Here is a 26,281-nt window from a genome sequence, read left to right on the forward strand (position 1 = left end):
GGACGGACATACATGGAGATAAAAGTAAATCCAGAGGTGCTGCAGACATTTGCAGAGCGAATTCAGCAGTCTCATTCACAGACGGCTGATGCACTTCAAAAACTAAGCTGGGAAGCTACAAATCTACATTTCTTGTCTGTTGCAGATATTGATAAAGTGCTGGACTTGCAGGAAGAGTTACAGCATATGATTCGCAAACTTGATTCGCTAACGGAAAATGCACATTTATTAGTAAAAGACACTGCAGAACAAATGAGAAAAGCAGATGGAGAGCTAGAAGGCTCTTCAGGCTGGACGGAGTTTTGGTCGAGCGTATGGAGCGATGGGAGCACCCATTCACAAGATACGTGGAATGACATAAAGAACTTAAAAGAATGGAATACTTATGACAATATGCATAGAACGATTGACAAACCTTTAGGTACTCTTAATGTTATGTGGAATTCGCTTTCTATGTCTTGGGAAGAAAAAGTAGTGAATGGTTCTACATGCAGTCGAACGGAATTTTTTACTTATGGCGTTATTCAAATGGGATTGGGCATTTTAAATCAGGAGATGAACCCTCCAAACATTACGTTTAGTGACAGTACAGAGGAAGTGAAGAGAGAATGAATGAAGTATATGATGGCGCTGGAAGTGAAATGGTACAGTTCCTTACAGGGTTGTCTCGTAAATGAAGTATACGTTTAACTTATTAGAAAAATCGTTAATTGAAGCAATGAAAGATAATAAGAAAATTGCTCAATTTTATAAAACATTAATGAATAGCAAATTATGGCTAGTTGTTAGCTCAGAGCATGGAGCATCAGATATATTAATTGCAGAGCACTACGTTCAGACAATGAAAAGTGCAGCGTACCGATATTTACCTGTTTTTTCGTCAAAATATCCTATCGAACAGATGCTAAAAGATGAAAAGACCGTATGCGTATCATTTAAGGATATGTTGCCTGTATTAAATGAGGAAACAGCGATATTACTTAATCCTGACACGCCTCTTTCAAAATTATTCATCCCCGAAGAAATAAGGATGTTAAAAGAAGATCAAAATTATTTTAAGTAGTAGCCAAAGCGATAACAATAACAAGCGCATATGCTTGTTCCATCATGTCTGAAGCCTAAGTAAATAGAAGGTAGATAAAAGGAGGCAGGGCCTTAAATAGGCTGCTGCTTTTTTATTACTAGCAAATAGTTCTATAGATAATGAACAAAAATGTAATTTAATAGTCTTATAGTTTTTATTTTCCTTTAAATAGGTACCTATAGATCAGATGGAAAAGGTTTAAATGAGAACAAAATCTTGGTTTTTCAGGTTTTATTTGCATTTTTAGGGGTGTTTGTAGATACATATTCTCATTTTTGGAGGCTTTTGCAAGTAACCTTTGACCTTATCACTAGAGTTTCTTACAATAATAGTAAATATATAAACCGAAGGAGAGATATGTATGTCAGGAATTATTCGCGTAACACCAGCAGAGCTTCGCGACATGGCAGGTCGCTATACTAACGAAAGCGGTCAAGTTCAAGAATTAGTAAGCCGTCTTGATACAATGAAAAATCAACTTCAAGACATGTGGGAAGGTGCTTCAAGCGAAGCGTTTGCTGCTCAATACGAAGAATTAAAACCTTCTTTCGTTGAAATGTCTAACTTACTTACAAAGATTGCTAAGCAATTAGATGACTCTGCAAATGTCCTTGAAGATACAGATAACCAAATCGCTAGCCAAATCCGCGGTTAACTTCATCTAATAATCTAAGTGAAGTAATAAAAGGAGCGCCCCATTCTCAAAAGATGAAGGCGCTTTTTCTATGTTTTGAGGTGATGAAACCCTATGTATATAGAAGTAACAGTAGACTTAAAGCACTATACAGGTGATCGGTTCGATTTGCGACTATCAAACTATCATTCAATCAAAAAAGTAGTCGAGATCGTTTGGCAAGCTAAAAAGATTACTCAATCACCAAAGGACGGTGCGTGGATACGTGTTTCAAATAAAAATCTTATTTTCTCGGGAAATGAGACGATGATTAACTGCGGAATTGCCACAGGTGATTGTATCGAAATTCTCTAAAGGAGTCTATTAGAATGTCAGAGAAGAAACCGACTTACTTAGAAGAACAGCTCGAAGCTGTAATGACGCGTCATAACAATGAATATACATTTGTTTTTCAAAAAGAAAAAATTCGACTTAATCGTTCTGTTGAAATTGAAATGTTAAAGGATGTAAACACGGCTTTTCAAAAAGAAATCATGATGAGCGATAATGAACTTAAAATAACAATTAAGCCTACCTCTGAATTTCAACCTTTTACCGCATTAAGGGGAAAAGAAGAACAGCAAAAGTGGCTGTTTGCAGATCAGCTTATTAAAAAGGTAAAGCAGCATTCTTTTTCAAGGCTGCATTTGTTGATTTGTCCAGAAAATATCATTTTTGATAAAAGTTTAAGTCCTGCTTTTTTACATTATGGAGTGAAAGAAAGTTTACCTCCTTATGAGTCTAACGAGGAACAAAGCTTTCAAGAGTTAAAGGCTACGATAGCAGCGGCCGTTGACTCATCGCATACATTTGAACAGTATTTTAAGTTATATGAGACCTTGCAATTAAAAGAAGACGCTAAAAAAATAATGCATATCAGCAATGAGGAAGAGCTGAGTCAATTCGTTCAGCATAAGCTAACCCAAATTGAAAAACATCAAAAGACACTCGTTCAACTTCCTCAAAAACGCTGGACCATTTTTAAGTTTTCATCTGTGGGTATACTTGTCTTATTAATTCCAGCTCTTATTTATACTTTTTACTCTTACTTTTTTGCTCAGCCCAAACAAGAAGCGTTTGTAGAAAGCAACGAATACTTTCTTGAAAAAAACTACAGCAAAGTAGTCGACACACTTGAAGATTACGATATTGAAAGCATGCCTAAAATTGTGCAATACGAAATAGCAACTTCCTATCTTGTTAATGAAAAGTTAGGAGAGGAGCAAAAAGCAAATGCTTTAAAGACTATTACGCTTCAGTCAGATCCTCAGTATTTTGCCTATTGGTTTTACATTGGCCGAGGAGACAACAAAAAAGCTCTAGAAGTTAGCAGGTTGTTAGAAGAACGTTCGTTAATTATCTATGCACTAATGAAATACGAAGGTCAGCTAAAGACAGATAACGATTTAGCGGCTGATAAAAAGCAAGAAGAGCTTGATAAAGTAGCAAACGAACTTGAAGAATTTAAGAAAGAAAATGATCAGCAAGAAGCGGAAGCAGCCAAGCAGCAAGAAGAGAAACAGGCTGAGGAAGCACAGGCGGCCAAGCAGCAGGAAGAAGAACAGAAAGCTGCAGAAGCCGAGAAAAAGAAACAAGAAGAGCAGAAAAAACAGCAGGAAGATCAATCGAAGTAGGGAGGTAGTTGTATGAATATGCTTTGGATAGTTAGTGGGCAAACGTATCAGCAGCTGCCTATAGATTTTAAAACCTTTCGCCAAGCAACGGTTGGGAACACTCAGCATCAAACTTTTACTTTTTCCTATCCGTTTGAGAAAGGGCAAATGACGCTGTCGTCTGAAAAAAACGGCAGGCTCTTGATTTCCTACGGAGAAGAAAGGATAGCAGAGTTATCTGTTTCTGAGTCGTTTGTATGGCAAGAACAAGGACAGGCTTTAACTTTTGTTTTTACAGAGTCAGCTGTTAAAGAAGCTGTCTATTATATTGATTACGGATCAGAAGTTTCGTTTTCCATAAGCGATGAAGCAGCTGATGTGCATCAGCAGAAAGAAAAGTGTGTAGTAGAGCCAAAAGAAGGATTTTACTTATCAAAAATCAATGGGAAATGGAAGGTCTTTTATAACCAAGAACCGCTTTATCTTAACGGACACCGACTAGAAGAGAATACGAACCTTCAGCCGGGAGATCTTATTTTATGGTCCTCTATGACGATTCAATTGATTGAAAAAGATTTGTTGAAAATTCAAGGCTACTATGATTATGCATCTAAGCTTCCAGCTACGGCACAGCCTATTTCTGAAATGAAAAAGAAGTATCCGGTTTATAGACGGACCCCGCGTATGGTATATGATTTGCCTGATGATAAGGTGAGCTTGTCCTTCCCATCTCAAGACAATGATGAAAATAGCCGAAGCTTATGGCTTACCATTTTACCGCCATTAGTCATGCTGTTAGTGATGGGTACGGTATCGATTATTCAGCCTAGGGGAATTTTTATTATTATATCTGTCATGATGTTTACGACCACGCTGATTGTATCTACCGTTCAATATTTCAAAGACAAGAAACAGCGCAAGAAGCGACAAGAGCGTCGTCGTCGAATCTATACAAAGTACTTAGAAAACAAACGTGAGGAATTACAAGAACTAGTATCAGTTCAACGAGATGTATTATCTTATCATTTTCCGACGTTTGAACGAATGAAATATTTAACTGAACAGATTTCTGATCGGATTTGGGAACGAACTGTGGAGAGCAGTGATTTTTTACAGGTGCGTCTTGGAACAGGAACAGTTCCGGGAAGCTATCAAATTTCCTTAAATAGCGGAGATATGGCTAATAGAGAAATTGATGATTTGCTTGAGCAGTCTCAGCATATGGAAAAGGTCTATCGAGAAGTGAAAAATGCCCCCGTTACCGCTCATTTAGGCCGAGGTTCTATCGGTCTGGTAGGAAAGATGAAAACGGTGAAGAATGAATTGCATCAGCTCGTAGGACAGCTGGCATTTTCTCACAGTTATCATGATGTGAGATTCGTATTCATTTTTGATGAAGAAGAATATAAAGAGTGGGAATGGATGAAGTGGCTTCCTCATTTTCAGCTTCCGCATTCTTTTGCGAAAGGTTTCATTTATAATGAACAAACGAGGGATCAGCTTTTATCTTCTATTTATGAAATGCTAAGAGAACGCGACTTAGATGAAGCAAAAGGGGAAGGGGTTTTCCTGCCTCATTTTGTTTTTCTTATTACGAATCAGCAGTTAATTGCAGATCACGTTATCTTAGAGTATTTAGAAGGATATCACCCTCACCTTGGGTTCTCTACGATATTTGCAGCAGAGACAAAGGAAAGCTTAACGGAGCATGTTCACACACTCGTTCGTTATATTAACGAATCCGAGGGGGATATATTAATTCAAAAGCAAAAAGCTGTGAATATTCCATTTCAGCTTGATAAACACATGCTTGATTATAATGAAAGATTTGCAAGGATGCTGCGGACATTGGATCACCAAGTTGGCATGACCAACTCAATTCCAAATAGCGTTTCATTCTTAGAATTATTTAAAGCAAGAGAAATTGGTGAATTGGATATCGTGCAAAGGTGGCACGGCAATGAATCAGCTAAGTCGCTAGCAGTTCCGGTTGGTTTAAAAGGAAAAGAAGATATTGTTGAACTAAATCTTCACGAAAAAGCTCACGGCCCTCATGGATTGCTTGCAGGTACGACGGGGTCAGGGAAAAGTGAATTTTTACAAACGTACATTCTTTCTCTAGCGGTGAATTTCCACCCCCATGAAGTCGCGTTTTTATTGATTGACTATAAAGGCGGAGGAATGGCTCAGCCGTTTAAAAACATGCCTCACCTGCTTGGAACCATTACAAACATTGAAGGAAGTAAGAATTTTAGTACAAGAGCCTTAGCTTCTATTAAAAGTGAATTAAAGCGACGCCAACGCTTGTTTGATAGATATGAAGTAAATCATATTAATGATTATACAGATTTATATAAGCAAGGTATGGCAGAAGAACCTCTGCCTCATTTATTCTTAATTTCGGATGAATTTGCCGAGTTAAAAAGTGAAGAACCAGAGTTCATTCGCGAATTAGTCAGCGCGGCGCGCATTGGACGTAGTCTAGGCGTTCATTTAATTTTAGCAACTCAAAAGCCAGGCGGTGTTATTGACGATCAAATTTGGAGTAATGCGCGCTTTAAAGTAGCGTTAAAAGTCCAAGATGCCGCTGATAGTAAAGAAATCTTAAAAAATGCGGACGCTGCTTCTATTACGGTGACTGGTCGAGGCTATCTGCAGGTTGGAAACAATGAAGTGTATGAACTGTTTCAGTCAGCTTGGAGCGGCGCGCCGTATATGGAAGATACGTATGGAGCTGAAGATGAAGTAGCCATTGTAACAGACCTAGGGTTGGTTCCTTTATCTGATGTATCCACTCAGCAGACATCATCTAAACAAGCGGAAGCAGAAATTGATGTTGTGGTGCAAAAAATTGAACAAACGCAGCAAGAATTAGGTATCAAAAAATTAAATAGTCCATGGCTTCCGCCTCTTAAAGAGAGATTGCTTCGCAGTGAGTACAAAGAGAAGCGAGACGGAGTATTCCCAATTGGCTTGATTGATGAACCGGAAAAGCAAAGTCAAACGGTATATAACTATCAGCTGATGGACGATGGAAATATTGGTATATTTGGTTCGTCAGGATACGGTAAATCGTTTACAGTCATGATGTTGCTTCTTAGTCTAGCTGAAAGACAGAGTCCGGAGCAGCTTCATTATTACATTTTTGACTTTGGAAACGGTACGCTGCTGCCGCTTCGTCAGCTGCCTCATACGGCGGATTATTTCTTAATGGATCAAATGCGTAAAATTGAAAAATTCATGACGATTATCAAACAAGAAATCGCAAGGCGAAAGCAGTTATTTCAGCAGCAGGAAGTTAGCAATATCAAAATGTATAATGCTCTAAGTCCAGAAGAGCTTCCTCTAATTTTTATCACGATTGATAATTTTGATCTTGTCAAAGAAGAAATGCAAGATCTAGAAATGCAGTTCACACAGCTTGTGCGTGACGGTCAGTCTTTAGGAATTTATATGATCTTTACCGCGACGCGCGTGAATTCTATTCGTCAGTCGCTTATGAATAACTTGAAAACAAAGGTTGTTCATTATTTAATGGATCATTCAGAAGCGTATTCTATTTTAGGACGTACGCCGTACGCGCTAGAGTCTATTCCTGGCCGGGCTATTATCAAAACGGATCACCCTTATTTTGCGCAGCTGTTTTTACCTGCGGAAGGAAAAGATGATTTTGAAATTTATGATGAGGTTAAACTGCACATTCAACGATTAAAAGATCAATATGCTGATGCTATTCTTCCGGAGCCTGTGCCAATGCTGTCACCGAAACTTGTACTTGCCGAGTTTATGACGGACAGAAGAGTTATTCGGGAAAAAGGAGTTATTCCTCTTGGATTAGATGAAGAGTTTGTTCGACCAGTGCATATGAACTTTACGAAAAATAAGCATTGTATCGTCATGGGGCAGACGCAAAAAGGAAAGACAAATGTAGTGAAAGTCATACTGCAAACAGCGCTTGAACAAGGCGTAAAGCAAATCGGACTATTTGATTCGGTTGACCGTGGTTTATCAAGCTATGCAGCTGAAGAGCAAGTTTTTTACATGGAAACAAAAGAACAGATTATCGACTGGCTTAATCTAACCGAAGAACGATTGCAGCGACGTGAAAATAAGTATTTGGAAGCAGTGCAGGAAGGAACAGTACACAGCCTTTCATTTGCTCCGATAATGCTTGTAGTAGACGGATTTGTACGATTCCAGCAAAACTTAGACAGCGTCCTGCAGGATCGCATTACGAAATTGATGAAAAATTATAGCCACTTGGGCTTTAACTTGATTGTTGCAGGCAACAACAATGAGTTTTCAAAAGGATTTGACGCGTTAACAACAGAAGTGAAGCAAATTGGCCAAGCCGTGTTGCTGATGAAGAAAACGGAGCAAAGCTTATTTACACTTCCTTATGACCGAAAAGAAGCCGACGTTAATCCTGGCTTCGGTTATTATATTAAAAGTGGAAAAGAAACGAGAATTCAAATCCCGCTATGTGTAAGTGAAAGGAAGATCTTAACATGACCGAACAGCGCAAGTATACACTTAAAGTCATATTAGCTGTTGTTTTAATTTTGGCTCTTCCTTCTTTCTTTTTCCAGTATATTGGAGACAACCCGCTGCAAGTCATAGAAAACTCAACAAGAACGATTGCGGTTGTTAACGAAGATAATGGAGTAAAAGAAAACAGTGAAAAAGCGATAGAATTTGGAGAAAAAGTGACTCCTCTTTTACAGGAGGGGTCGGATTATCAATGGACCGTACTTGGACGAAGCGCGGCTACAAGCGGTTTACAGAATGGGAAATATGATGCGGTTATCTATATTCCCTCGACTTTCTCACAAAATATTTTATCGTATCAGGAAAAAAAGCCAGAAAAAGCTAATTTGGAATATAAAGTTCAAAGTCAGCTTAACGCAGTTAATAAGGAAAAAGTAGTAGGGGAATTAGAAGATGCTACTACAAAGGTTAATAATGAAATGTCCTCTTTGTACTGGAGTTATGTATCACAAGAAGTGGATAAGGTACGCGGACAGTTTGATAAAATTTTAAATAAAGAAATCGCCTTTCAAAAAACAATGGTCGCTTTTTATAAACCAAATTCAAAAGATTTAGCGGGTGAATTAAACGATCAAAAGAAAATTCTTCAGCAAATCCAAGATAATGTAAATAAAGCGGAAAAAGGTTCTAGCGACAGACAAGGCGACGTAGAACAGGTTGAAAAGAATTTAAAAAGCTTCATTGAATATGTGAACCAGTATCAAACATATCAAGAAACACAGAAGCAAATGCTTGAAAAAACGCAGGCTCAAAGCGTCGCTGCGATTCAAGAAGGGTTGTTTTCCCTTGAATCTAATCAGCCAAGCTCCAAGCAAAACTTTGACGAACAGGCCAATCAATTATTCAGCGGCTTGTCTTCCATTCAACAGCAGCTGGATGAAAATCAAAAAGCCGTTGGAGAACTTGGGGACAAACAAGCGGATAACGTCAGTGAACAAGAAAAAGCTCTGCAAGATTTGAACGGCCAAATAATCAGTTCATACAAACAGCAGTCTGAGCAAACAACGCTAAATCAAATTGAAAACAAGCTAAAGCCGCTTCGTGCACAGCTAGAGACAGCTTCATCAAATGATGGTGGCGGAGGCTCAGATGATATAACGGATTCAGGGGAAGACGATGGAGCTCAGCCCGATCCAAATCAAGACGGAGAGACGCCAACGAATCCAGGGGAAGATGACGGAACTCAGCCCGATCCAAATCAAGGTGGAGAGACGCCAACGGATCCTGGAGAAGGCGATGGAACTCAGCCAGATTCAGGTCAAGGCGAAGGAACGTCAGCACCAATTAAAGTGGATTTATCTCAGCAAACAGCAAAGCTTGATGACATATCAAAAGGGCTTGAGGATTTAGAACAGCAGCTCCAAGGAATGACGAGCGAAACACCTGAAGCGCCTGACACACCTGAGGCAACGGAAACACCTGAAACACCTGAAACACCGGACGCATCAGGTACATCCAATGCTGTGAAAAGTGCGCTTGAAAAAGTGACCAATCTGAAAACGCAGGTACAAGCAGTCAGAGATGAGCTGCAAAACGTAACAGTTCAGCCTGAGACTTCAGAAGAAAATACGGATACGCTGAAGCAGAAAATTGCAAGTTTGGAGGCAGACGTTAAGTCTTTGACAGCACAGAAAAAAAAAGCAGAGAAAGACTTAGAAGAAGCAACAAAGTCGTCCAGCAGTCAAATTGCTAAGCTTCAAGAAGAAAATGAACGATTAAAAAAAGAGAATGAAAAGTTGAAAGAAGACGGCAAAAAGCCTTCTAAAGGTAGTGTGGATGTAGACAATCTTATTACGATGATTAAAAACAAAGAAGATAAAATCTTATCTTCTCCAAACCTTTCAGCTTCTCGCAAGGAAAAGCTGAGCAATATATTCTCAGGTAAGATTAAAAGCAGCAATGGAGAGGATATGCTAAAGTACTACGGTGATTTATCGCAGTATGATTTGACTTTAGCTCAAGTAGGAAATACAGACATACAGAACAGCATCCTTAACAATGACTCTATTAAAGGAAGTTTGCAGCAGGTGTTAACTGGAACCGTCTCTTCTCAAGACGCGCGTAAGCAAATCCAACAAAACCTGTCTCTAACAGAAGAAGAGTTAGCGCAGTTCCAAAGTTCAGTGCAAGATTTTGCTGATCAATATGGACAAACAGTTGATGCTGAACAAGCATCTATTATGGAAGAGCTATCAGCTATCCAAGAAAAAGCAAATGCAATGAATCAAGAGCTTCAATCTAGTTCAAGTGAAGATCAAGCATTAGAAAAGAAAGAAGCTCCGGGTGTAACAGGCTTAATGACGCTGCAGCAAAGCATGGGTCAGGAGTTACAAGGAATGAACGAACTCATTTCATCTTTAGGTGAAAGACAAGCTAATGTTGTCACATACACGGATGAGTTGCAGAAGCGAGTAAATGAAGTACAGGATAAAGCTGATACGCTTAACAGCAAGTGGGCCCAAAACGTAGATTCAACGAAGTTGGTTCGCGGCCAGGTATACCGTTTGTTAAATAATACATTAGTGGATGGACAGAATAATGATTACGTTTATCATTATTTAGCCAATCCTCTTCAAGTAAGCGGTGAAGTGCCGGCTGAAAAAGTAAAAGAGGTTCCACCGGTTGTCATTTTGGTTATTATCTTAATCAGCAGCTTACTAATTGGTTATTTCAGTCAATACTATCGACATGCACCGATGCTTGTAAAAGGTACGCTGTTTGGGTTATTGAATTTGATTGTAGGGTTAATGGTAAGTATCTTTAGCTTTAATATTTATTCGTTATCGGGAGACCGGGCAATGGAATGGTCAATCTTTACGATCGTCTTATTGCTTGCTTCATCTACACTCGTACGTATTGCTTTCTTATTAGGAAGCTTCGCTGGATGGGTGACGACAGTAGGGTTGATTTTATTTTATATTACCCCGCTTCTTAACTTATCTATGCCAAACTTTAATTACGAAGACCCAGTATCTAAAGTGTATATGTCAATTCAATATGATACGCAGTCTCTGTTTGGACAGGCGCTTATTGTATTACTGGGAATGACTTCCGTTTTAAGTGTTCTACCATCTATTATTCGTGCTTTAAAGACGACTAAAGAGGTTGAAAATGATGAAACCTATAGTGCTTAATAAGAAGATTGGAAGTATTGTTCTTATTTTTTCTCTTCTTTGTTTCCCTATAGCAGCAGCGGCTGAAGCCGATGACGGAAACGTTGAAGGTATCAAACCAAATGTATATAAAGATGATCCGATTAAATTGGACCCTGAATCTCTGCTAGAAAATAAAAAAGAAGTAGGCAATATTCCGGAGGAAATAAAAGATCTTACATTTGAAAAAGAGGAAGATGTAGAGAAAGAGAGCTTAAAAGAAAGTCTTTTTGCGAACGCATCAGCTGAAGATAATACGATTTCTGCGAAAGCAAAAGAATATAACTTGTTTTCTTCTAAAAACACTTCCTACAAGAAAGATCGAACAGAACAAACTGCTTCTGAAAAGTCATCAGACTTACAATGGTTTTATTTAGTATTGATTGGTGTGGGGGTTGTTGTATTATTTGCCGTTTTAATACCGCGAATTAGCCCTCAGCCTTCTGCAAAAAAATGAAAAAACCTCGCTGTTAATCAACAGCGAGGTTTTTGCGTATAGACGCAAATTTATAGGCGGCGGAAGCCTTCTTCAAACAAATAATCTTCTGCTTCTTCGTAAGATAAGAATGCTGCCTCTAAATTCAAGCCAGAATAAATATTCCACAGGTCATCTTCATGAACAAGTAAAAGCGTTGCGTTGTCTGGGCCGTTCCAGCGCTGTTCATTTCCATTTCCTACAATAGCTTCTTCTCTAGCTGTATCAGGAAGGGTAGACAAAGATTCAATAGAAGCTTGAATAATTGAGCGAAGCTCTTCTTCTGTATAATCGCGGATATTCACAAGACCTTTGTCATTTGCTTCATACCCTTTTAAAAACCCTGCATATACAAAACCATTTCCGTTAGGATGCAGGTGATGCACAACAACCGTTTTATCGTACACGCTTTCTTCATAATGAAAATTCACGCGTCCTAAAGATACATCTTTTCGATGCAGCTCTGGAAACGATGAAATAATAGCTAATTTTTCGTCAAAACTAAGCATAGACAATCCTCATTTCTATTTAAATCATTTCATTTTCTGAAATGGTATAAGCTCTTTTATGATTCGGTTGATTATACCATATATAAAGAAAGACACATAATGCTTTTTCCAATGTGAACTTTTAAAAATATAACCCTTCGCATAAAGTGGCTGTCACTGTAAAGAAGAACACATCTTTTTCACTATAAAACTTAACAAAAAAGAGGCAGGGAATTCACAGCAAAAAAATAATATAAAGAGGTGGAAGAAAACTAGTTTTCAAACCTATCATAAGGAGGAATAAAAAAGTGAGATTACACGCTCTGTATAAAAAAACATGGGCAATGTCCCTGCTTGTTTTTGCTCTTTTAGTGAGCTTAACTCCTATTAGTCAAGCAGCCGCATCTTTATCTGTTGCACAAGCTCTTGAGAATCAAAACAACAGTGTACAAACGGTTAAAGGATATGTAGTAGGTCAACCTACAGGCACATCTACAGTTATTACGAGCAATTACTCAAACGATTATGCACTTGCTCTTGCTGACAGTTCAAATGAAACCAACACAGACAAAATGGTATACGTTCAAATTCCTTCAAATTTACGAAGTACATTTGGACTTCAAAGTCACCCGGAGTTAAAAGGGAAAAGTCTTACTGTTACAGGAACACTCACTCCTTATTTTTCACACCCAGGAATAAAATCAGTTACTTCTATCAGTACAGAAACAGGAGGAACTGATCCGACTCCAGATCCTACAGAGCCAACCATTCCAGTAGAAGACTATTATCGTACCGCAGCTGGAAAAACAGGAAACACCTTAAAAACAGAGCTTCATAACATTATTGACCATCACACAGAACTATCGTATTCAGCCGTATGGGAAGCTTTAAAGAAAACGGATGAAGATCCAGCTAACGCAAATAACGTTATTTTGCTCTATACGGGGCGTTCACAGGCTAAGAGTACAAATGGAGGCGGAGTGGACGATTGGAATCGTGAGCACGTCTGGGCAAAGTCTCACGGGGATTTTGGAACAGCTATGGGGCCTGGAACAGACCTCCATCATTTACGTCCAACCGATGTGTCTGTAAACAGTACGAGAGGAAACTTAGATTTTGATAACGGAGGGACGGAACATAGCGAAGCACTCGGAAATTATTTTGACAGTGATTCATGGGAACCTCGAGATGAAGTAAAAGGTGACGTGGCTCGTATGTTGTTTTATATGGCTGTGCGCTATGAAGGCGATGTAAGTGATGAGCCTGACTTAGAACTTAATAACGTAGTGAATAATGGCACTGCTCCTTATCACGGAAAGGTATCTGTGCTTCTTCAATGGAACGCCCAAGACCCAGTAGATGATCGAGAACGACGTAGAAATGATATTATTTATTCAGACTATCAGCATAACCGCAATCCATTTATTGATCATCCTGAATGGGTAAATGAGATTTGGAACTAATGAAGAAGGCGTCCTGGCAGGGCGTCTTTTTTTATAAAAGAAAAAGGAAAAAACCAAAATCCGCCGAATACCTATAGGTGATTTTGAAAAATGGAGGGAAGATATGAAACAGCTATGTAAAAAAGGATCGGCTTTCGTTTTGATGGCCATTTTTGTTAGCGTTTTCATTTTGAATCCAATTAATGGAGCGGCTGCCGTAGATGGAAAATCAATGAATCCGGGTTATAAAACCTATTTAATGGCGCCGTTAAAAAAGGTAACAGACTATACGACATGGGAAGTGTTTGAGAACGATTTACGCAAAGCGAAACAAAATGGATTTTATGCAGTGACAGTAGACTTCTGGTGGGGAGATATGGAGAAAAACGGTGATCAGCAGTTCGATTTTTCCTATGCTCAGCGTTTTGCTCAAGCTGCTCGTAATGCGGGTATAAAGATCGTTCCAATTATTTCTACTCATCAGTGCGGCGGTAATGTAGGAGATGATTGTAACGTTCCGCTTCCGTCTTGGGTATGGAACTTAAAAAGTGATGACAGCCTTTACTTTAAATCTGAAACAGGTACGATAAATAAAGAAACGCTAAGCCCGCTTGCAACCGACGTTATTTCTAAGCAATATGGAGAGCTCTATACGGCATTTGCGCAAGCGTTAGCACCTTATAAAGACGTGATTGCTAAAATCTATTTATCCGGAGGTCCTGCAGGTGAAATTCGTTATCCGTCCTATACAGCAGCAGACGGAACCGGCTATCCGTCTAGAGGGAAATTTCAAGTGTATACGAACTTCGCCAAAAGCAAGTTTCAATCATATGCTTTGACTAAATACGGTTCACTCGCCGGCGTTAATCAGGCATGGGGAACCAATTTAACCTCTATATCGCAAATTTTACCGCCATCAGATGGCTATCAGTTCTTAAAAGATGGTTATTCAACAGCTTATGGAAAAGATTTCTTAGCGTGGTATCAAGGAGCTTTGGAAGATCACACAAAACGTATTGGACAGTTAGCTCATCAGGCTTTTGATTCCACCTTTAACGTACCAATCGGTGCAAAAGTGGCAGGAATCCATTGGCAATACAATAATCCGACGATTCCTCATGCTGCAGAAAAACCGGCTGGATACAATGATTACAATGCGCTTTTAGATGCGTTTAAAACAGCTAAATTAGATATCACTTTTACGTGTTTAGAAATGACGGACAGCGGAAGTTATCCGGAATATTCTATGCCAAAGACGCTTGTACGCCAAGTAGCAGGTATTGCGAATGCAAAAGGAATTGTTTTAAATGGAGAAAATGCTTTAACTATAGGCAGTGAAGATCAATATAAAAAAGCAGCTGAAATGGCCTTTAACTATAATTTTGCAGGATTTACTTTGCTTCGTTTCTACGATGTAATTAACAATGATACGCTTATGGGGCAATTTAAAAATACTTTGGGCGTTACACCAGTTGCGCAAACGGTTGTAGTAAAAAATGCGCCAGCTACAGTAGGAGAAACGGTTTATATTGTTGGAGACAGAGCTGAGCTAGGTCAGTGGGATACGTCCATTTATCCAATTAAATTAACATACAATTCATCTACAGCTGATTGGAGAGGCACCGTTTATTTTCCTGCGAGTCAAAATGTTCAATTTAAAGCAATTGTGAAGAAGGCTGATGGCTCGTTAAAAGCATGGCAGCCTGCACAGCAATATTGGAGCGTGCCGTCGACAACAACAACTTATACAGATAATTGGTAAAACAAAGCCGCATAGCGTTTGCTATGCGGCTTTGTTTTGAATACAGGAAGTTTATTTCCAGTTAGTTTGAATAAATTCATCCCGACCGGACTTAGCGCGGTCTTCTTTATAGTGGTCTGGATTTTTCTTGTGAAAATCTTGATGATACTCTTCGGCTTCATAAAACTTAGAGGCAGGAAGGATGCTTGTCACGATTGGTTTTTTAAAACGTCCGCTTTTTGCGACCTCTAGCTTCGTCTCTTCAGCTGCCTGTTTTTGACTATCGTTATGGTAAAAAATTGCTGTCCGATATTGCGAACCGCGATCTTGGAATTGACCTCCGTCATCTGTTGGATCAATTTGTGGCCAATAAAGATCTAATAAACGCTTATAGGGAAATACTTCAGGGTCAAATGTAATTTGAACCACTTCGTAGTAACCGCTTGTGCCAGATTTCACTTGCTCATAAGTAGGGTTATCCACAGTTCCCCCCATATATCCTGATACAATGCCGTGAATACCTTCTAGCTCTTCAAAAGGTGTAACCATACACCAGAAACATCCACCTGCAAATGTAGCTTTTTCCATACGTAATCCCTCACTTACTCCGTTGTTATGAAGGGTATTATATCAAATTTATATTAAAACAGCTAGAAAAGGATTTGTAGGTTGTGTAAAAGCTGTGGATAAAGGTAAATATCCACAGCTTTTACACAATAAACTCTACTTTTTTGAAGATTGAAAAATGAAGGAGAGAATAAAGAAAAAATGATAGAATAGATGAGATGTATATATCGATGTAGAAGAGATTGCGCGACAGAAGTGCAATTTACGCGCAGTATTTTAGGGTGCCGATGTCATCTATATAAGTAAATTGAGTACGCTATTAATAAGGGGTAAGAAACAGCATATTCGCGCTGTTAAATAAATATACAAAGATAATAGGAGAGTTGAATATGTTACAAGATAATCTCATCCTAGAGCACTATGGATTAAACGAATTAAATTTTGATACGATCAAAAGCTACCGGGATCGATTTGCTGAAGTAAAACCAGCTCATCCTTGGAATGCGCTTGAAACAAAGGAGTTTTTATACAAAGTAGGAGCTTGGGGAAAGGTTAGAGATACCCATAAAGAAGGGGTCACACTCGCAGGCCTGCTTTTATTCAGTGAAGAACGGATTATTACAGAAGTTTTACCACAATACTTTTTAGAATACCGGGAAAGTAAAGGGAATGAAGAATGGACAGAGCGCTTTACCTCTCAAGACGGGACTTGGTCAGGAAATATTTTTGATTTTTATTTTCATATTCATGAAATTGTTCGTAATAGCGAACCCCAGCCGTCAATCGCTTCCTCTTTAACAGAAGTTTTAATCAATATGCTTATTCATGCAGATTATAATGGCGAGGGCGGCGTTATTTTAGAAAAGCAACCTTCTTATTACGTTTTTTCTAACCCTGGTCTTTTATTAGTACCTTCAGATTCAGTTTTTAGCAATACCGTTAGTCAGCTTCGAAACCCAAATATCGTTAAGTTATTCAGTTTACTAGGGCTATGTGAACGTTCGGGCTCTGGTTTGAAAAAAGTAAAGCAAAATTGGAGCTTGCATCATTATAAAACGCCGGCTATTGATCAAGATGCTTCTATGCATCGTACAGTGGTTACTTTATCTCTGTCCACTCAAGAAAGACAGGTGAGTTCTTCTGAAAAAGACACTTATAATACGTCCATAACCGGTTCGGGAAATAATTTTAAAGGTGTCGAAAAATATCAAAATACACCTAAAAACAATGTCGAAATAAACTCCTATAATAAAAATGACAACTCCTATAATAAAGGTGATGAAGAGTTAATAGAGGAGTTAGAGTCATATAATAACGATGAAAACTCCTGTAATAAAGGAGAGAACTGCTATAATAGTGGGTATAACCCCTATAATAAAGAAGTTGACTCCTATAATAATATTTATAACTCCTATAATAAAGAACCGAAAGATGATTTGTCTAATTCAGTGAATGTTGAGGATATTGATACGAAGTTATGGGATATTGCAGCGCTGGCTCGTGAAAAAAAACGGCTTTCGCCGAATCAGATGGAGCATATTATTCTTGAGTTATGCAAAGAAAAACCGCTCATGCTTAAAGAGTTTGCTTATTTATTAGAAAGAACGCCGGATGGAGTACGTAATAATTATTTAACAAAGCTATTACGAAAAGGACAATTACAGTTAAAATATCCAAATCAGCCAAACCATCCAAAGCAGGCATATTTATTTAATAAGAAAGAAATAGAGAAGTAAATCAAGCAACCGATAGAACATATAAAGATTAGGCTGAAAAAATTGATAAGGGCGAGTTTGCTGAAAGCTACAGATCTAAGGGAGAAATTCACCATAAAGTTGCCAAGCTGCCAGACTCTCTTTATATGAGTTCTGGCTCGTATAAAGGAGGAAAAAAGAGTGTGAAAAGCAAGTGCGTTCTTATTTTTCTGGTGGTTGTATGGTTGTTTAATATGGGGAAAGGAATAGGGTGTGAATCAAAGGTGAATGCAGAGATGAATATACCGCTGTCGACGTGGGTGTGGGATACAAAAAAATGGATGTTGCACCAAGAGGCTATCCTCGAAAAACTTCAAGAAAAAAAGGTCACAAAGGTTTATTTACAAATTGATACTCATTTTTCATTCTTCGTATATAAGCATTTTATTGAACAAGCGCAAGTCCAGGGTATAAGTGTTTACGCACTTGACGGCGCTCCTTATTGGATAGGGACTTCTGGTATAGAAAAGCAAGACGCATTTTTTAATTGGATAAAAGCTTACCAAGCAGAAGCGGAAGAACTACAGCAATTTTCAGGGGTTCATTTGGATGTAGAGCCATATTTGTATAAAAGCTGGGGAAATAATCGAGCGAAAAGTATTCTGCAGTACCAATATGTCATTTCTCAAGCCGTTGTACAGTCTCGTCAGTTAGACTTGCCGCTTGCTGTAGATATACCGTTCTGGTTTGACGAAGTTCCCTTCAAAAATAGCAACGGTTCTGGTTCGCTGGGGCGGTGGGTTATTCAATACGCTGATGAAGTCACAATCATGGGGTACCGAAACCACGCAGGTAAAGAAAACGGTATTGCTGAAATAACGGAAAATGAACGCAAGTGGGGGCGTGTGCTATCCACTCCAATTGAAATAGGGGTAGAAACGATGTCCTCAGATGAAGGAGAATACATTTCTTTTTCCGCTAAAGGAGAAGAAATGATGATGCAAGAGCTGGATATTCTGCTTACGGAGTGTCAAGCTAAAAATCCTCCAAGCAGTATAGCTGTTCATCGTTTTGATAGCTGGCTACAGATGAAGCCATGACAATGAAAAGACCGCTGCATCGCTGCAGCGGTCTTTTTGGGTTTAGGGAGTATAGATACAATATAGCCATTTTATTAAAGGACTATACATAAAAAAAGTAACCATTTAAAAAATGGCTACTCACACAAAGGGGGGGGAACTTAATCTTATCATTCCCACTTTTTCTAAAAGATATTCCTCTTTTAACCTGTTTTTTTAAAATAATTTAGTCGTCCAAGATTCGCAGTTCCACACGTCTGTGACAACATCTTGATAAAATTCAGGTTCGTGACAAATAATTAAGATACTTCCTTTGTATTCTTTTAAAGCTCGCTTCAATTCATCTTTCGCATCTACATCTAAGTGGTTTGTAGGCTCATCCAGTACAAGAATGTTGGTTTCATTGTTAATCAGCTTACATAGACGAACTTTTGCTTTTTCTCCACCGCTTAGAACTTCTACTTTACTTTCAATATGTTTCGTTGTTAAGCCGCATTTAGCCAGAGCTGCACGAATCTCATATTGAGTAAAGTGAGGAAACTCATTCCATGCTTCTTCAATACACGTATTGTAATTAGCCGTTTTGATTTCTTGTTCAAAATAGCCAATGTGCTGGTAATCTCCTTTTTCTACAGAGCCTGAAATCGGTTTGATTTCTCCTAAAATACTTTTTAAAAGAGTTGTTTTCCCAATTCCGTTCGCTCCTACAAGGGCAATCTTTTGACCTCGCTCCATCTTTAAATTCAATGGCTTAGAAAGCGGCTCTTCGTATCCGATGACTAAATCAGATGTTTCAAAAATTAATTTGCTTGAAGTACGAGCACTCTTAAAGTTAAACTCTGGTTTTGGACGCTCTTGAGCTAGCTCAATTACTTCCATTTTATCCAGCTTTTTTTGACGGGACATGGCCATATTTCTTGTCGACACACGCGCTTTGTTTCTCGCTACGAAATCTTTTAAATCTGCCATTTCTTGCTGTTGCTTTTTATAAGCTGCTTCAAGCTGCTGTTTTTTCATCTCATATACTTTCATAAAATCGTCGTAGTCGCCTACATAGCGATTTAACTCTTGGTTTTCCATATGATAAATCAAATTGATCACGCTATTTAAAAATGGAAGATCGTGAGAAATTAAAATAAAGGCATTTTCATATTCTTGCAAGTAGCGTCGTAGCCACTCAATATGCTGTTCATCCAAGTAGTTTGTAGGCTCATCAAGTAATAGAATTTCTGGTTTTTCCAGCAGCAGTTTGGCTAGTAATACTTTTGTACGCTGTCCACCGCTTAAATCTTGTACATCGCGATCTAAGCCGATATCTTCTAATCCTAATCCGCGTGCAATTTCTTCGACTTTTGCGTCGATGACATAAAAGTCATTGTTTGTTAAGAGGTCTTGAAGTGTACCGACTTCTTCTAATAGTTTTTCGAGTTCTTCTGGTGATACATCCGCCATTTTCTCATAGAGACCATTCATTTGAGCTTCTAAATCAAATAAGTATTGAAAAGCACTTTTTAGTACATCACGAATAGAAAGACCGCGCTCTAATGCCGTGTGTTGATCTAAATAGCCGACGCGCACTTTTTTAGACCATTCTACTTTTCCAGCATCCGGTTCTAGCTTCCCTGTAATGATGTTCATAAATGTTGATTTACCTTCACCATTTGCTCCAATTAAGCCTACGTGTTCACCTTTTAACAATCGAAATGATACATCGTTAAAAATCGCACGGTCACCAAAACCATGGCTTAGATTTTTTACGTTTAATACACTCATGCTGACACACCTTTTCTTTTAAAATATCTATCGTACGTTTCGTTATAAACAAATTGATTCATAACGATTATAGCGAACTTATATACATAAATCCATATGAGTTTTCTAGCCCTGAAAGTCATATAAAATTCACTCGCGTCTTCCTTTCATTTCATCCATACTATATATCAAAGTAGAAAATCCGGCATGACGAAGGAACGGTCAAACGGAATTATTCAAATAGAGTATGTAAAAGAAGAATAAAAAGGCAGGGGGAGAAGAAATGAAAATTTATACGATACTAGTGGCAGGAAGAATGCATAAAGAGCTGCGGGAGATGATCAACCAAAAGCAGCTCACACAGACGTTTCGATTTATAGAAGAGCAAGACGTTACAATTGAAGATTTAAACTGGGCTGACGCGCTTTTATCGTTCGGTCCAACAGATTACTTTGAAGATCATACCTTTAAATGGATTCATTCTCTCGGCGCAGGAGTCGATCGGTTTTTAGAAAGTGGTGATTGGAAAAAGAGTGTGATGTTAACACGTACGGTTTGTTCATTCGGTCAGCGAATCAGTGAATATTGCCTTAGTTATATGCTAGCTGAACTTCAGCACCACGCACAGTTTCAACATCAGCAAAAACAAAAGCAGTGGAAAGTAATAGAGCCTAAGCAGCTTTCTACTCAAACGGTCATAATTTATGGAACAGGTGAAATCGGCGGACGTCTTGCAGCTGTTTTAAAATCTTTTGGTGTACGAGTGATAGGAGTATCTAAAAGTGGAAATGAAAAGCCGTCATTTGATCAAGTGGTCTCGATTTTAAAGGAAAAAGACTTGCTAAAAGAAGCTGATTGGATTATTAGTACAATGCCGTTAACGAATGAAACAAAAAGCTACTTTGATCAAAAATGGATGAATTTAGTTGAAAATGCATACTTTATAAATGTTGGACGAGGTGCAACTGTAGATGAAAATGCGTTAGTAGGAGCCATTGAGCAAAAGCGTATTCGAAAAGCATACATAGATGTGTTTGAACATGAGCCGTTAACGAAAGAATCTTCTTGGTGGAATCATTCACATATCATCATAACACCTCATATTTCAGCGGTGACTACGCCTGAAGAAGCCGTCGAGTGTTTTGTTGAAACGCTGCAAAAAGTTGAGCAAGGCGAATTGCCTTCTAACTTGGTTAATATTGAAAGAGGCTATTAAAGCATTATGATGCGCGTTTTCCGCTATGGGAATGGTATACTGAAACTTGCTTTTCTTGAACGAAGAGAATGAAATCTGTTCTTCTAGGGGGAACAAACATTGAAGCAAGAAGAATTATTTGAACAAGCACGTGTATTTATAGAGACGTGTTACGCTGAACTTGAAAAAAGCGAAGCGGACAAAAACAAGCGATTAAAAGAAATTCATCAGCAAATTATGTCACTCGGACATTATGATCATACATTTGAAGAGTTAGAGCACGGAGCTCGTATGGCTTGGAGAAACAGCAATAAATGTATCGGACGACTATTTTGGCAATCGCTCAATGTATTTGATAAGCGAGAGGCGAGCACAGTTGAAGAGGTAAGAGACGCCCTTTTTCACCATATTGAAAATGCAACAAATGACGGAAAAATCCGACCTACTATTACGGTGTTTAAACCGAAAATGCAAGCAAAAGAGCCGGTTAGAATATGGAATCATCAGCTAATCCGCTATGCTGGGTACGAGACGGAATATGGTATGATAGGAGATCCTGATTCTGTTGCGTTCACGGAAGTCTGCCAAAAGTTAGGGTGGGAAGGTGAGAAAACTCACTTTGATGTTCTTCCTCTTGTCCTGCAAGTTAATGAAGAGTCACCTCGATGTTTTGAGATCCCAAAACATTTAGTGAAAGAAGTAGCTATTACGCATCCAGAACTTCCTGAATTTGAAGGCTTACAGTTAAAATGGTACGCTGTCCCAATGATTTCAGATATGAAGTTAGAAATTGGAGGGGTTGATTACGTCGCAGCACCATTTAATGGATGGTACATGGGAACTGAAATTGGTGCGCGAAATTTAGCGGATACGTATCGCTATAATCAACTTCCAAAAATAGCTTCTATGATGGGATTGAACATGGATTACAACGCGACCCTTTGGAAGGACAAGGCCCTTGTTGAATTAAACGTTGCAGTGCTTTCTTCTTTCAAACGAGAAGGCGTTAGCATTGTAGACCATCACACTGCTGCTCAGCAATTTCACTTGTTTGAAGAAAGAGAGCAAAAAAATGGCCGGGAAGTGACTGGGAACTGGACGTGGTTGATTCCACCGATTTCGCCAGCTACCACACATATTTTTCATAAGCCTTATAAAAATAAAGTATTATCACCAAATTATTTTTATCAAGACGCTGCTTATTAAATGAACAAAAAAGAGAGTACGCATTTGTACTCTCTTATTACACGTTATTAATTTTTGTGTTTATCAAGCAAGTTAGCAAGTACATATGTTTTGTACTTTTCCACTTTGCGGCCTTCGTGGTTGCGAACTCCTCGTTTTTTAAGTTCCTCAACATACCAACCTTTGCTTCCTACGTGCATACTCAAACACCCTTTCGTCATTTTTTTAGGATGAACAGAATGAGGTTCATTGTCTGCTCGAATGGAGACATCTTGTCTTTCCAATACGTGCCTCATTGTAACATCTTTTATTTTATGATGAAAGGGAAAAAGGTTAAAAAAACGAGAATAATTTCAGGTGAAATTTAGTTTGCTCATTCCTCGTTTTTTTGAGATAGAAGCAGGAGGTTTAATTCATTTTTATTTTGGATTAGATCTTCCAATGTATATTGATCTAACACCTTAACGAAGGCTTGCATAGCTTCATGCAAAACACTTTTTAACTTACAGACGGGGCTAATAATGCAGAAGTTTCCTTCACGGTCAAAACATTCAACAATATGAAAATCTTCTTCTGTTTGACGTACCACTTTGCCAATATTAATGTCTTTTGGAAGCTGAGCTAAACGAATACCGCCGTTTCGTCCTCGGATCGTTTCAATTAAGCCAAGTTTTCCAAGCTCGTGAATGATTTTCATAAGATGGTTTTTTGAAATATTATACGCTTCAGCAATTTCCTTTATATTGCTTAGTTTATTATTATCGCGAACGCCTAAATATAATAAAACTCGCAGTGAGTAATCTGTATATTGTGTGAGCCTCATCTTTTTACCTCTTCTCTTATCAGCAACTGATGTATCTATAATAGCATGTCTATATCTAAGAAATACAGAAAGAATGCTCTCATTTTTGAAGGAGTAAATTTGTGAACATTTCTTTAAATATGTATATAAAATATATCTTTTCGAGTTGGATATGAGTATTATAAAGATGTATTAAAAATATATCTTTTAAAATGAATCTTTCGGAGGCGAAAGTTATGAAACAAACAACTATTTCTATTGTAAAAAGTACAGTTCCTGTTTTAGAAAAGCATGGTCAAGCAATCACAACTCGTTTTTATGAGATGCTTTTTGAACAGTATCCTTCTTTAAAAAATGTATTCAACCAAACGAATCAAAAAACAGGACGTCAGCAAATGGCGTTAGCTAATACAGTTTATGCCGCTGCGCAGTACATCGATCGGCTTGAAACGCTGCTTCCAGTTGTGAAGCAAATCGCCCATAAACATCGCAGTATCGGCGTGAAAGCAGAGCACTATCCAATTGTCGGGGAGTTCTTATTAAAGGCAATTAAAGATGTTTTAAAAGAAGCTGCTACCGATGAGATTATGGAAGCTTGGAAAGAAGCTTACGGTGCCATTGCAGACGTATTCATAAGTGTGGAGCAAGAGTTATATGAAGAAGCTGAAGAAAAAGGATGGAAAGATTATAAAAAACTAATGATTGATAAAAAAGTAAAAGAAACAGAAGACGTATATTCGTTTTATTTACTATCACCTGATCAAAAAGCGCTGCCTGCTTTTCTGCCAGGTCAATATGTGAGTGTACGAATTCCTGGTCAAGAGTATTTATCAATTCGCCAATACAGCTTATCTGGCTATCCAAACCAACCATACTATAAAATTACGGTGAAAAGAGAAAAACAAATGGAAGAAGGGGTCGTGTCAACTTATTTACATGACCAATTGAAAGAAGGAGACTTGCTTGAAGTCAGCGTTCCAGCAGGAGATTTTGTCTTAAAAGAAAATAGAAAATCAGTATTTATCAGCGGAGGTGTAGGAATCACTCCAATGATGTCAATGCTTCATCAAGCATTGGAAAACAATCAAGAAGTAACATTTATTCACAGTGCTAAAAATGAGCAGTTTCATGCAATGAAACGAGAGCTTCAATCGTTGTCAGAGAAGTATATGTTTGAACAACACGTTTTCTATAGTCAGGCGCAAGCAGGGCAGCATGATGAACATATAACGTATGGTCGCTTAACTAAAAAGGAGCTAGCTAAATATGCAAGCGATAAAGATGCATATTATTATGTCTGTGGATCTTCTTCATTTACGCAAATGGTGTTAGAAGGCTTAGCTGAAATGGGTATTTCCCAAGAAAATATCATGTATGAATCGTTTGGCCCGAAAATGAGTATGACTCCTTCCGCATAAATGTATGGAAAAAGGGTAAAAAGCTAACAGTAGACAATACTGTTAGCTTTTTTTATGAAAGGGAGTTTAAAGATGACACATAAGCAGTATGACATGGTGGGAATAGGAATAGGACCTTTTAATTTAGGTTTAGCGGCCCTTGCTGAGCCTCTTGATGAAATTGATGCCGTCTTCTTTGATAAAGAAGAGAAATTTGAATGGCATCCGGGGATGTTAATTGATGGCACGGATTTGCAGATTCCGTTTCTAGCAGACTTAGTTACATTTGCGGATCCAACAAGTCCCTATTCTTTTTTAAATTATATTCATAAGCAAAAACGCTTATATCCATTCTTTTTCTTTAATCGTTTTGACATTCCGCGTCAAGAATATAACGAGTACGCAAAATGGGTAGCCGAGCAGCTATCTTCCTGCTATTTTTCTTCAAAAGTCGTGGATGTGATACCGAAAAATGAAGAAGAGTATTATGAAGTAAAGGTAGAAACACCTGAAGGAATTCAAACGGTAAATGCTAAACACGTCGTAATGGGAACAGGAAGCATTCCACTTGTGCCTCCGGCTTTTGAAGAAAAGCTGAATGAGCATATCTTACACAGCAGCGGCTATTTACATAAAAAAGAAGAGATTCAAAAAGGAAAGCATGTAACGATCGTTGGGTCAGGGCAAAGTGCTGCGGAGATTTTTCTTAATTTACTAGAAGAACAGACTGAACATCATTACCACCTTACATGGTTTACAAGATCCTCTAATTTTTTTCAGCTTGATCAATCCAAGCTTGCTCAAGAGTTATTTTCGCCAGACTATGTAGATTACTTTCATTCGCTGCCTTTTGAAGAACGTACAAGCACAGTTGAAGATTTAAATCCTTTACGTCACGGAATTGAATCTTCTACCTTAACGAAAATCTATGATTTACTCTATCATCGTTCAATTAAAGAAAAAGTACCCGTTACGATTCAAGCCTCGACAGAAGTAAGTGATATTCATAAAAAAGGAAATGGATATGAGTTGGAGTGCAAACAATTAAAGACTGAACGCTCTTTTCAATACGAAGCGGATCGCTTGATCTTATCCACGGGCTACAAGCCAAAGATTTCGCCGTTCATCGAACGAATAAAAGGTGATATCGAATGGGAAGATGACAAGCGTTTCAAAGTCACAAAAGATTACCGGCTTGTCTTTAAACAACCCCGTAACCACCACTTTTTTACTTTAACCAATATCGAACATTCACATGGATCTGGCGCAACAAATCTTGGTTTATCCGTTCAGCGCAATCAGCGTATTCTGAACGTGATTGCAGGTAGAGATGTGTACCCAGTTCCAGAAGAGACGACGTTTCAGACATTTAATTTGTTTTGAATTTCTGCTTT

Annotated in this window: 21 protein-coding genes; 16 read left to right on the forward strand and 5 right to left on the reverse strand. The window is 38.3% G+C overall.

The genetic code is table 11. The features are described from left to right. The first annotated feature begins 12 nt into the window (after positions 1–12). From M3225_RS23305 to essA, 8 genes are all read left to right on the forward strand, one after another. Positions 13–612, forward strand: coding sequence for a WXG100 family type VII secretion target (locus tag M3225_RS23305; protein ID WP_251398197.1), 600 nt, complete (start codon positions 13–15; stop codon positions 610–612). 61 nt (positions 613–673) lie between these two features. Further along, positions 674–1,063 (forward strand): SseB family protein, encoded by a 390-nt coding sequence (locus M3225_RS23310; protein WP_251398200.1) that lies wholly within the window; start codon positions 674–676, stop codon positions 1,061–1,063. Positions 1,064–1,445: 382 nt separating this feature from the next. Further along, on the forward strand, positions 1,446–1,739 hold the full coding sequence (locus M3225_RS23315) for a WXG100 family type VII secretion target (protein ID WP_013055105.1): 294 nt from the start codon (positions 1,446–1,448) through the stop codon (positions 1,737–1,739). A 93-nt stretch (positions 1,740–1,832) separates the two neighbouring features. Then, positions 1,833–2,072: an EsaB/YukD family protein gene (locus M3225_RS23320; protein WP_251398215.1), complete on the forward strand. Its 240-nt coding sequence runs from the start codon at positions 1,833–1,835 to the stop codon at positions 2,070–2,072. Positions 2,073–2,086: 14 nt separating this feature from the next. After that, complete coding sequence (essB, locus tag M3225_RS23325) at positions 2,087–3,391, forward strand: type VII secretion protein EssB (RefSeq protein ID WP_251398217.1); 1,305 nt, start codon at positions 2,087–2,089, stop codon at positions 3,389–3,391. Between the two features lie 12 nt (positions 3,392–3,403). Beyond that, positions 3,404–7,882 carry a type VII secretion protein EssC gene (essC, locus tag M3225_RS23330; RefSeq protein WP_251398219.1) on the forward strand — a complete coding sequence of 1,493 codons (4,479 nt, stop codon included), beginning with the start codon at positions 3,404–3,406 and terminating at the stop codon, positions 7,880–7,882. Then, entirely contained in the window at positions 7,879–11,052 is a 3,174-nt protein-coding gene (gene esaA / locus M3225_RS23335) for a type VII secretion protein EsaA (protein WP_251398221.1), read from the forward strand. The genes essC and esaA overlap by 4 nt, the downstream gene beginning before the upstream one ends. Then, positions 11,030–11,527 (forward strand): type VII secretion protein EssA, encoded by a 498-nt coding sequence (essA, locus tag M3225_RS23340; RefSeq protein ID WP_251398223.1) that lies wholly within the window; start codon positions 11,030–11,032, stop codon positions 11,525–11,527. The genes esaA and essA overlap by 23 nt, the downstream gene beginning before the upstream one ends. 50 nt (positions 11,528–11,577) lie before the next feature. On the opposite strand, the gene M3225_RS23345 is transcribed toward essA, so the two are convergent. Beyond that, positions 11,578–12,054, reverse strand: a complete 477-nt coding sequence (locus M3225_RS23345; protein ID WP_251398225.1) for a hypothetical protein — start codon at positions 12,052–12,054, stop codon at positions 11,578–11,580. A 287-nt stretch (positions 12,055–12,341) separates the two neighbouring features. Here M3225_RS23345 and M3225_RS23350 point away from each other — a divergent pair, with 287 nt between their 5' ends. Then, the gene (locus tag M3225_RS23350; protein WP_251398228.1) at positions 12,342–13,496 is read left to right on the forward strand and encodes an endonuclease; all 1,155 of its coding nucleotides are present in this window, start codon (positions 12,342–12,344) and stop codon (positions 13,494–13,496) included. Positions 13,497–13,599: 103 nt separating this feature from the next. Next, positions 13,600–15,237: a family 14 glycosylhydrolase gene (locus M3225_RS23355; RefSeq protein ID WP_285885939.1), complete on the forward strand. Its 1,638-nt coding sequence runs from the start codon at positions 13,600–13,602 to the stop codon at positions 15,235–15,237. A gap of 51 nt (positions 15,238–15,288) precedes the next feature. On the opposite strand, the gene msrA is transcribed toward M3225_RS23355, so the two are convergent. After that, positions 15,289–15,804: a peptide-methionine (S)-S-oxide reductase MsrA gene (msrA, locus tag M3225_RS23360; RefSeq protein ID WP_251398231.1), complete on the reverse strand. Its 516-nt coding sequence runs from the start codon at positions 15,802–15,804 to the stop codon at positions 15,289–15,291. A gap of 368 nt (positions 15,805–16,172) precedes the next feature. Here msrA and M3225_RS23365 point away from each other — a divergent pair, with 368 nt between their 5' ends. Beyond that, positions 16,173–17,519, forward strand: a complete 1,347-nt coding sequence (locus tag M3225_RS23365; RefSeq protein ID WP_251398234.1) for an ATP-binding protein — start codon at positions 16,173–16,175, stop codon at positions 17,517–17,519. 161 nt (positions 17,520–17,680) lie between these two features. Then, positions 17,681–18,577, forward strand: coding sequence for an amidase (locus tag M3225_RS23370; protein ID WP_251398237.1), 897 nt, complete (start codon positions 17,681–17,683; stop codon positions 18,575–18,577). A 195-nt stretch (positions 18,578–18,772) separates the two neighbouring features. Here the strand turns inward: M3225_RS23370 and M3225_RS23375 are convergent, their stop codons facing one another. After that, a complete protein-coding gene (locus tag M3225_RS23375; protein WP_025752798.1) occupies positions 18,773–20,329 on the reverse strand; it encodes an ABC-F family ATP-binding cassette domain-containing protein in 1,557 nt (518 codons plus the stop codon). A gap of 262 nt (positions 20,330–20,591) precedes the next feature. On the opposite strand from M3225_RS23375, the gene M3225_RS23380 reads away from it, so the two are divergent. After that, positions 20,592–21,524, forward strand: coding sequence for a D-2-hydroxyacid dehydrogenase (locus tag M3225_RS23380; RefSeq protein ID WP_251398240.1), 933 nt, complete (start codon positions 20,592–20,594; stop codon positions 21,522–21,524). A gap of 99 nt (positions 21,525–21,623) precedes the next feature. After that, a complete protein-coding gene (locus tag M3225_RS23385; RefSeq protein WP_251398243.1) occupies positions 21,624–22,709 on the forward strand; it encodes a nitric oxide synthase oxygenase in 1,086 nt (361 codons plus the stop codon). Between the two features lie 47 nt (positions 22,710–22,756). Here M3225_RS23385 and M3225_RS23390 read toward each other — a convergent pair whose 3' ends face one another. Further along, positions 22,757–22,888, reverse strand: a complete 132-nt coding sequence (locus M3225_RS23390; protein ID WP_016762840.1) for a YflJ family protein — start codon at positions 22,886–22,888, stop codon at positions 22,757–22,759. A 173-nt stretch (positions 22,889–23,061) separates the two neighbouring features. Further along, complete coding sequence (locus tag M3225_RS23395; protein WP_251398246.1) at positions 23,062–23,511, reverse strand: RrF2 family transcriptional regulator; 450 nt, start codon at positions 23,509–23,511, stop codon at positions 23,062–23,064. Positions 23,512–23,726: 215 nt separating this feature from the next. Here M3225_RS23395 and hmpA point away from each other — a divergent pair, with 215 nt between their 5' ends. Continuing rightward, positions 23,727–24,908, forward strand: a complete 1,182-nt coding sequence (gene hmpA, locus M3225_RS23400) for an NO-inducible flavohemoprotein (protein ID WP_251398249.1) — start codon at positions 23,727–23,729, stop codon at positions 24,906–24,908. 72 nt (positions 24,909–24,980) lie between these two features. Continuing rightward, entirely contained in the window at positions 24,981–26,270 is a 1,290-nt protein-coding gene (locus M3225_RS23405) for a lysine N(6)-hydroxylase/L-ornithine N(5)-oxygenase family protein (RefSeq protein ID WP_251398252.1), read from the forward strand. The last annotated feature ends 11 nt before the right edge of the window (positions 26,271–26,281 follow it).

This window comes from Priestia aryabhattai, assembly GCF_023715685.1.
In the GTDB taxonomy this organism is placed as follows: domain Bacteria; phylum Bacillota; class Bacilli; order Bacillales; family Bacillaceae_H; genus Priestia; species Priestia aryabhattai_B.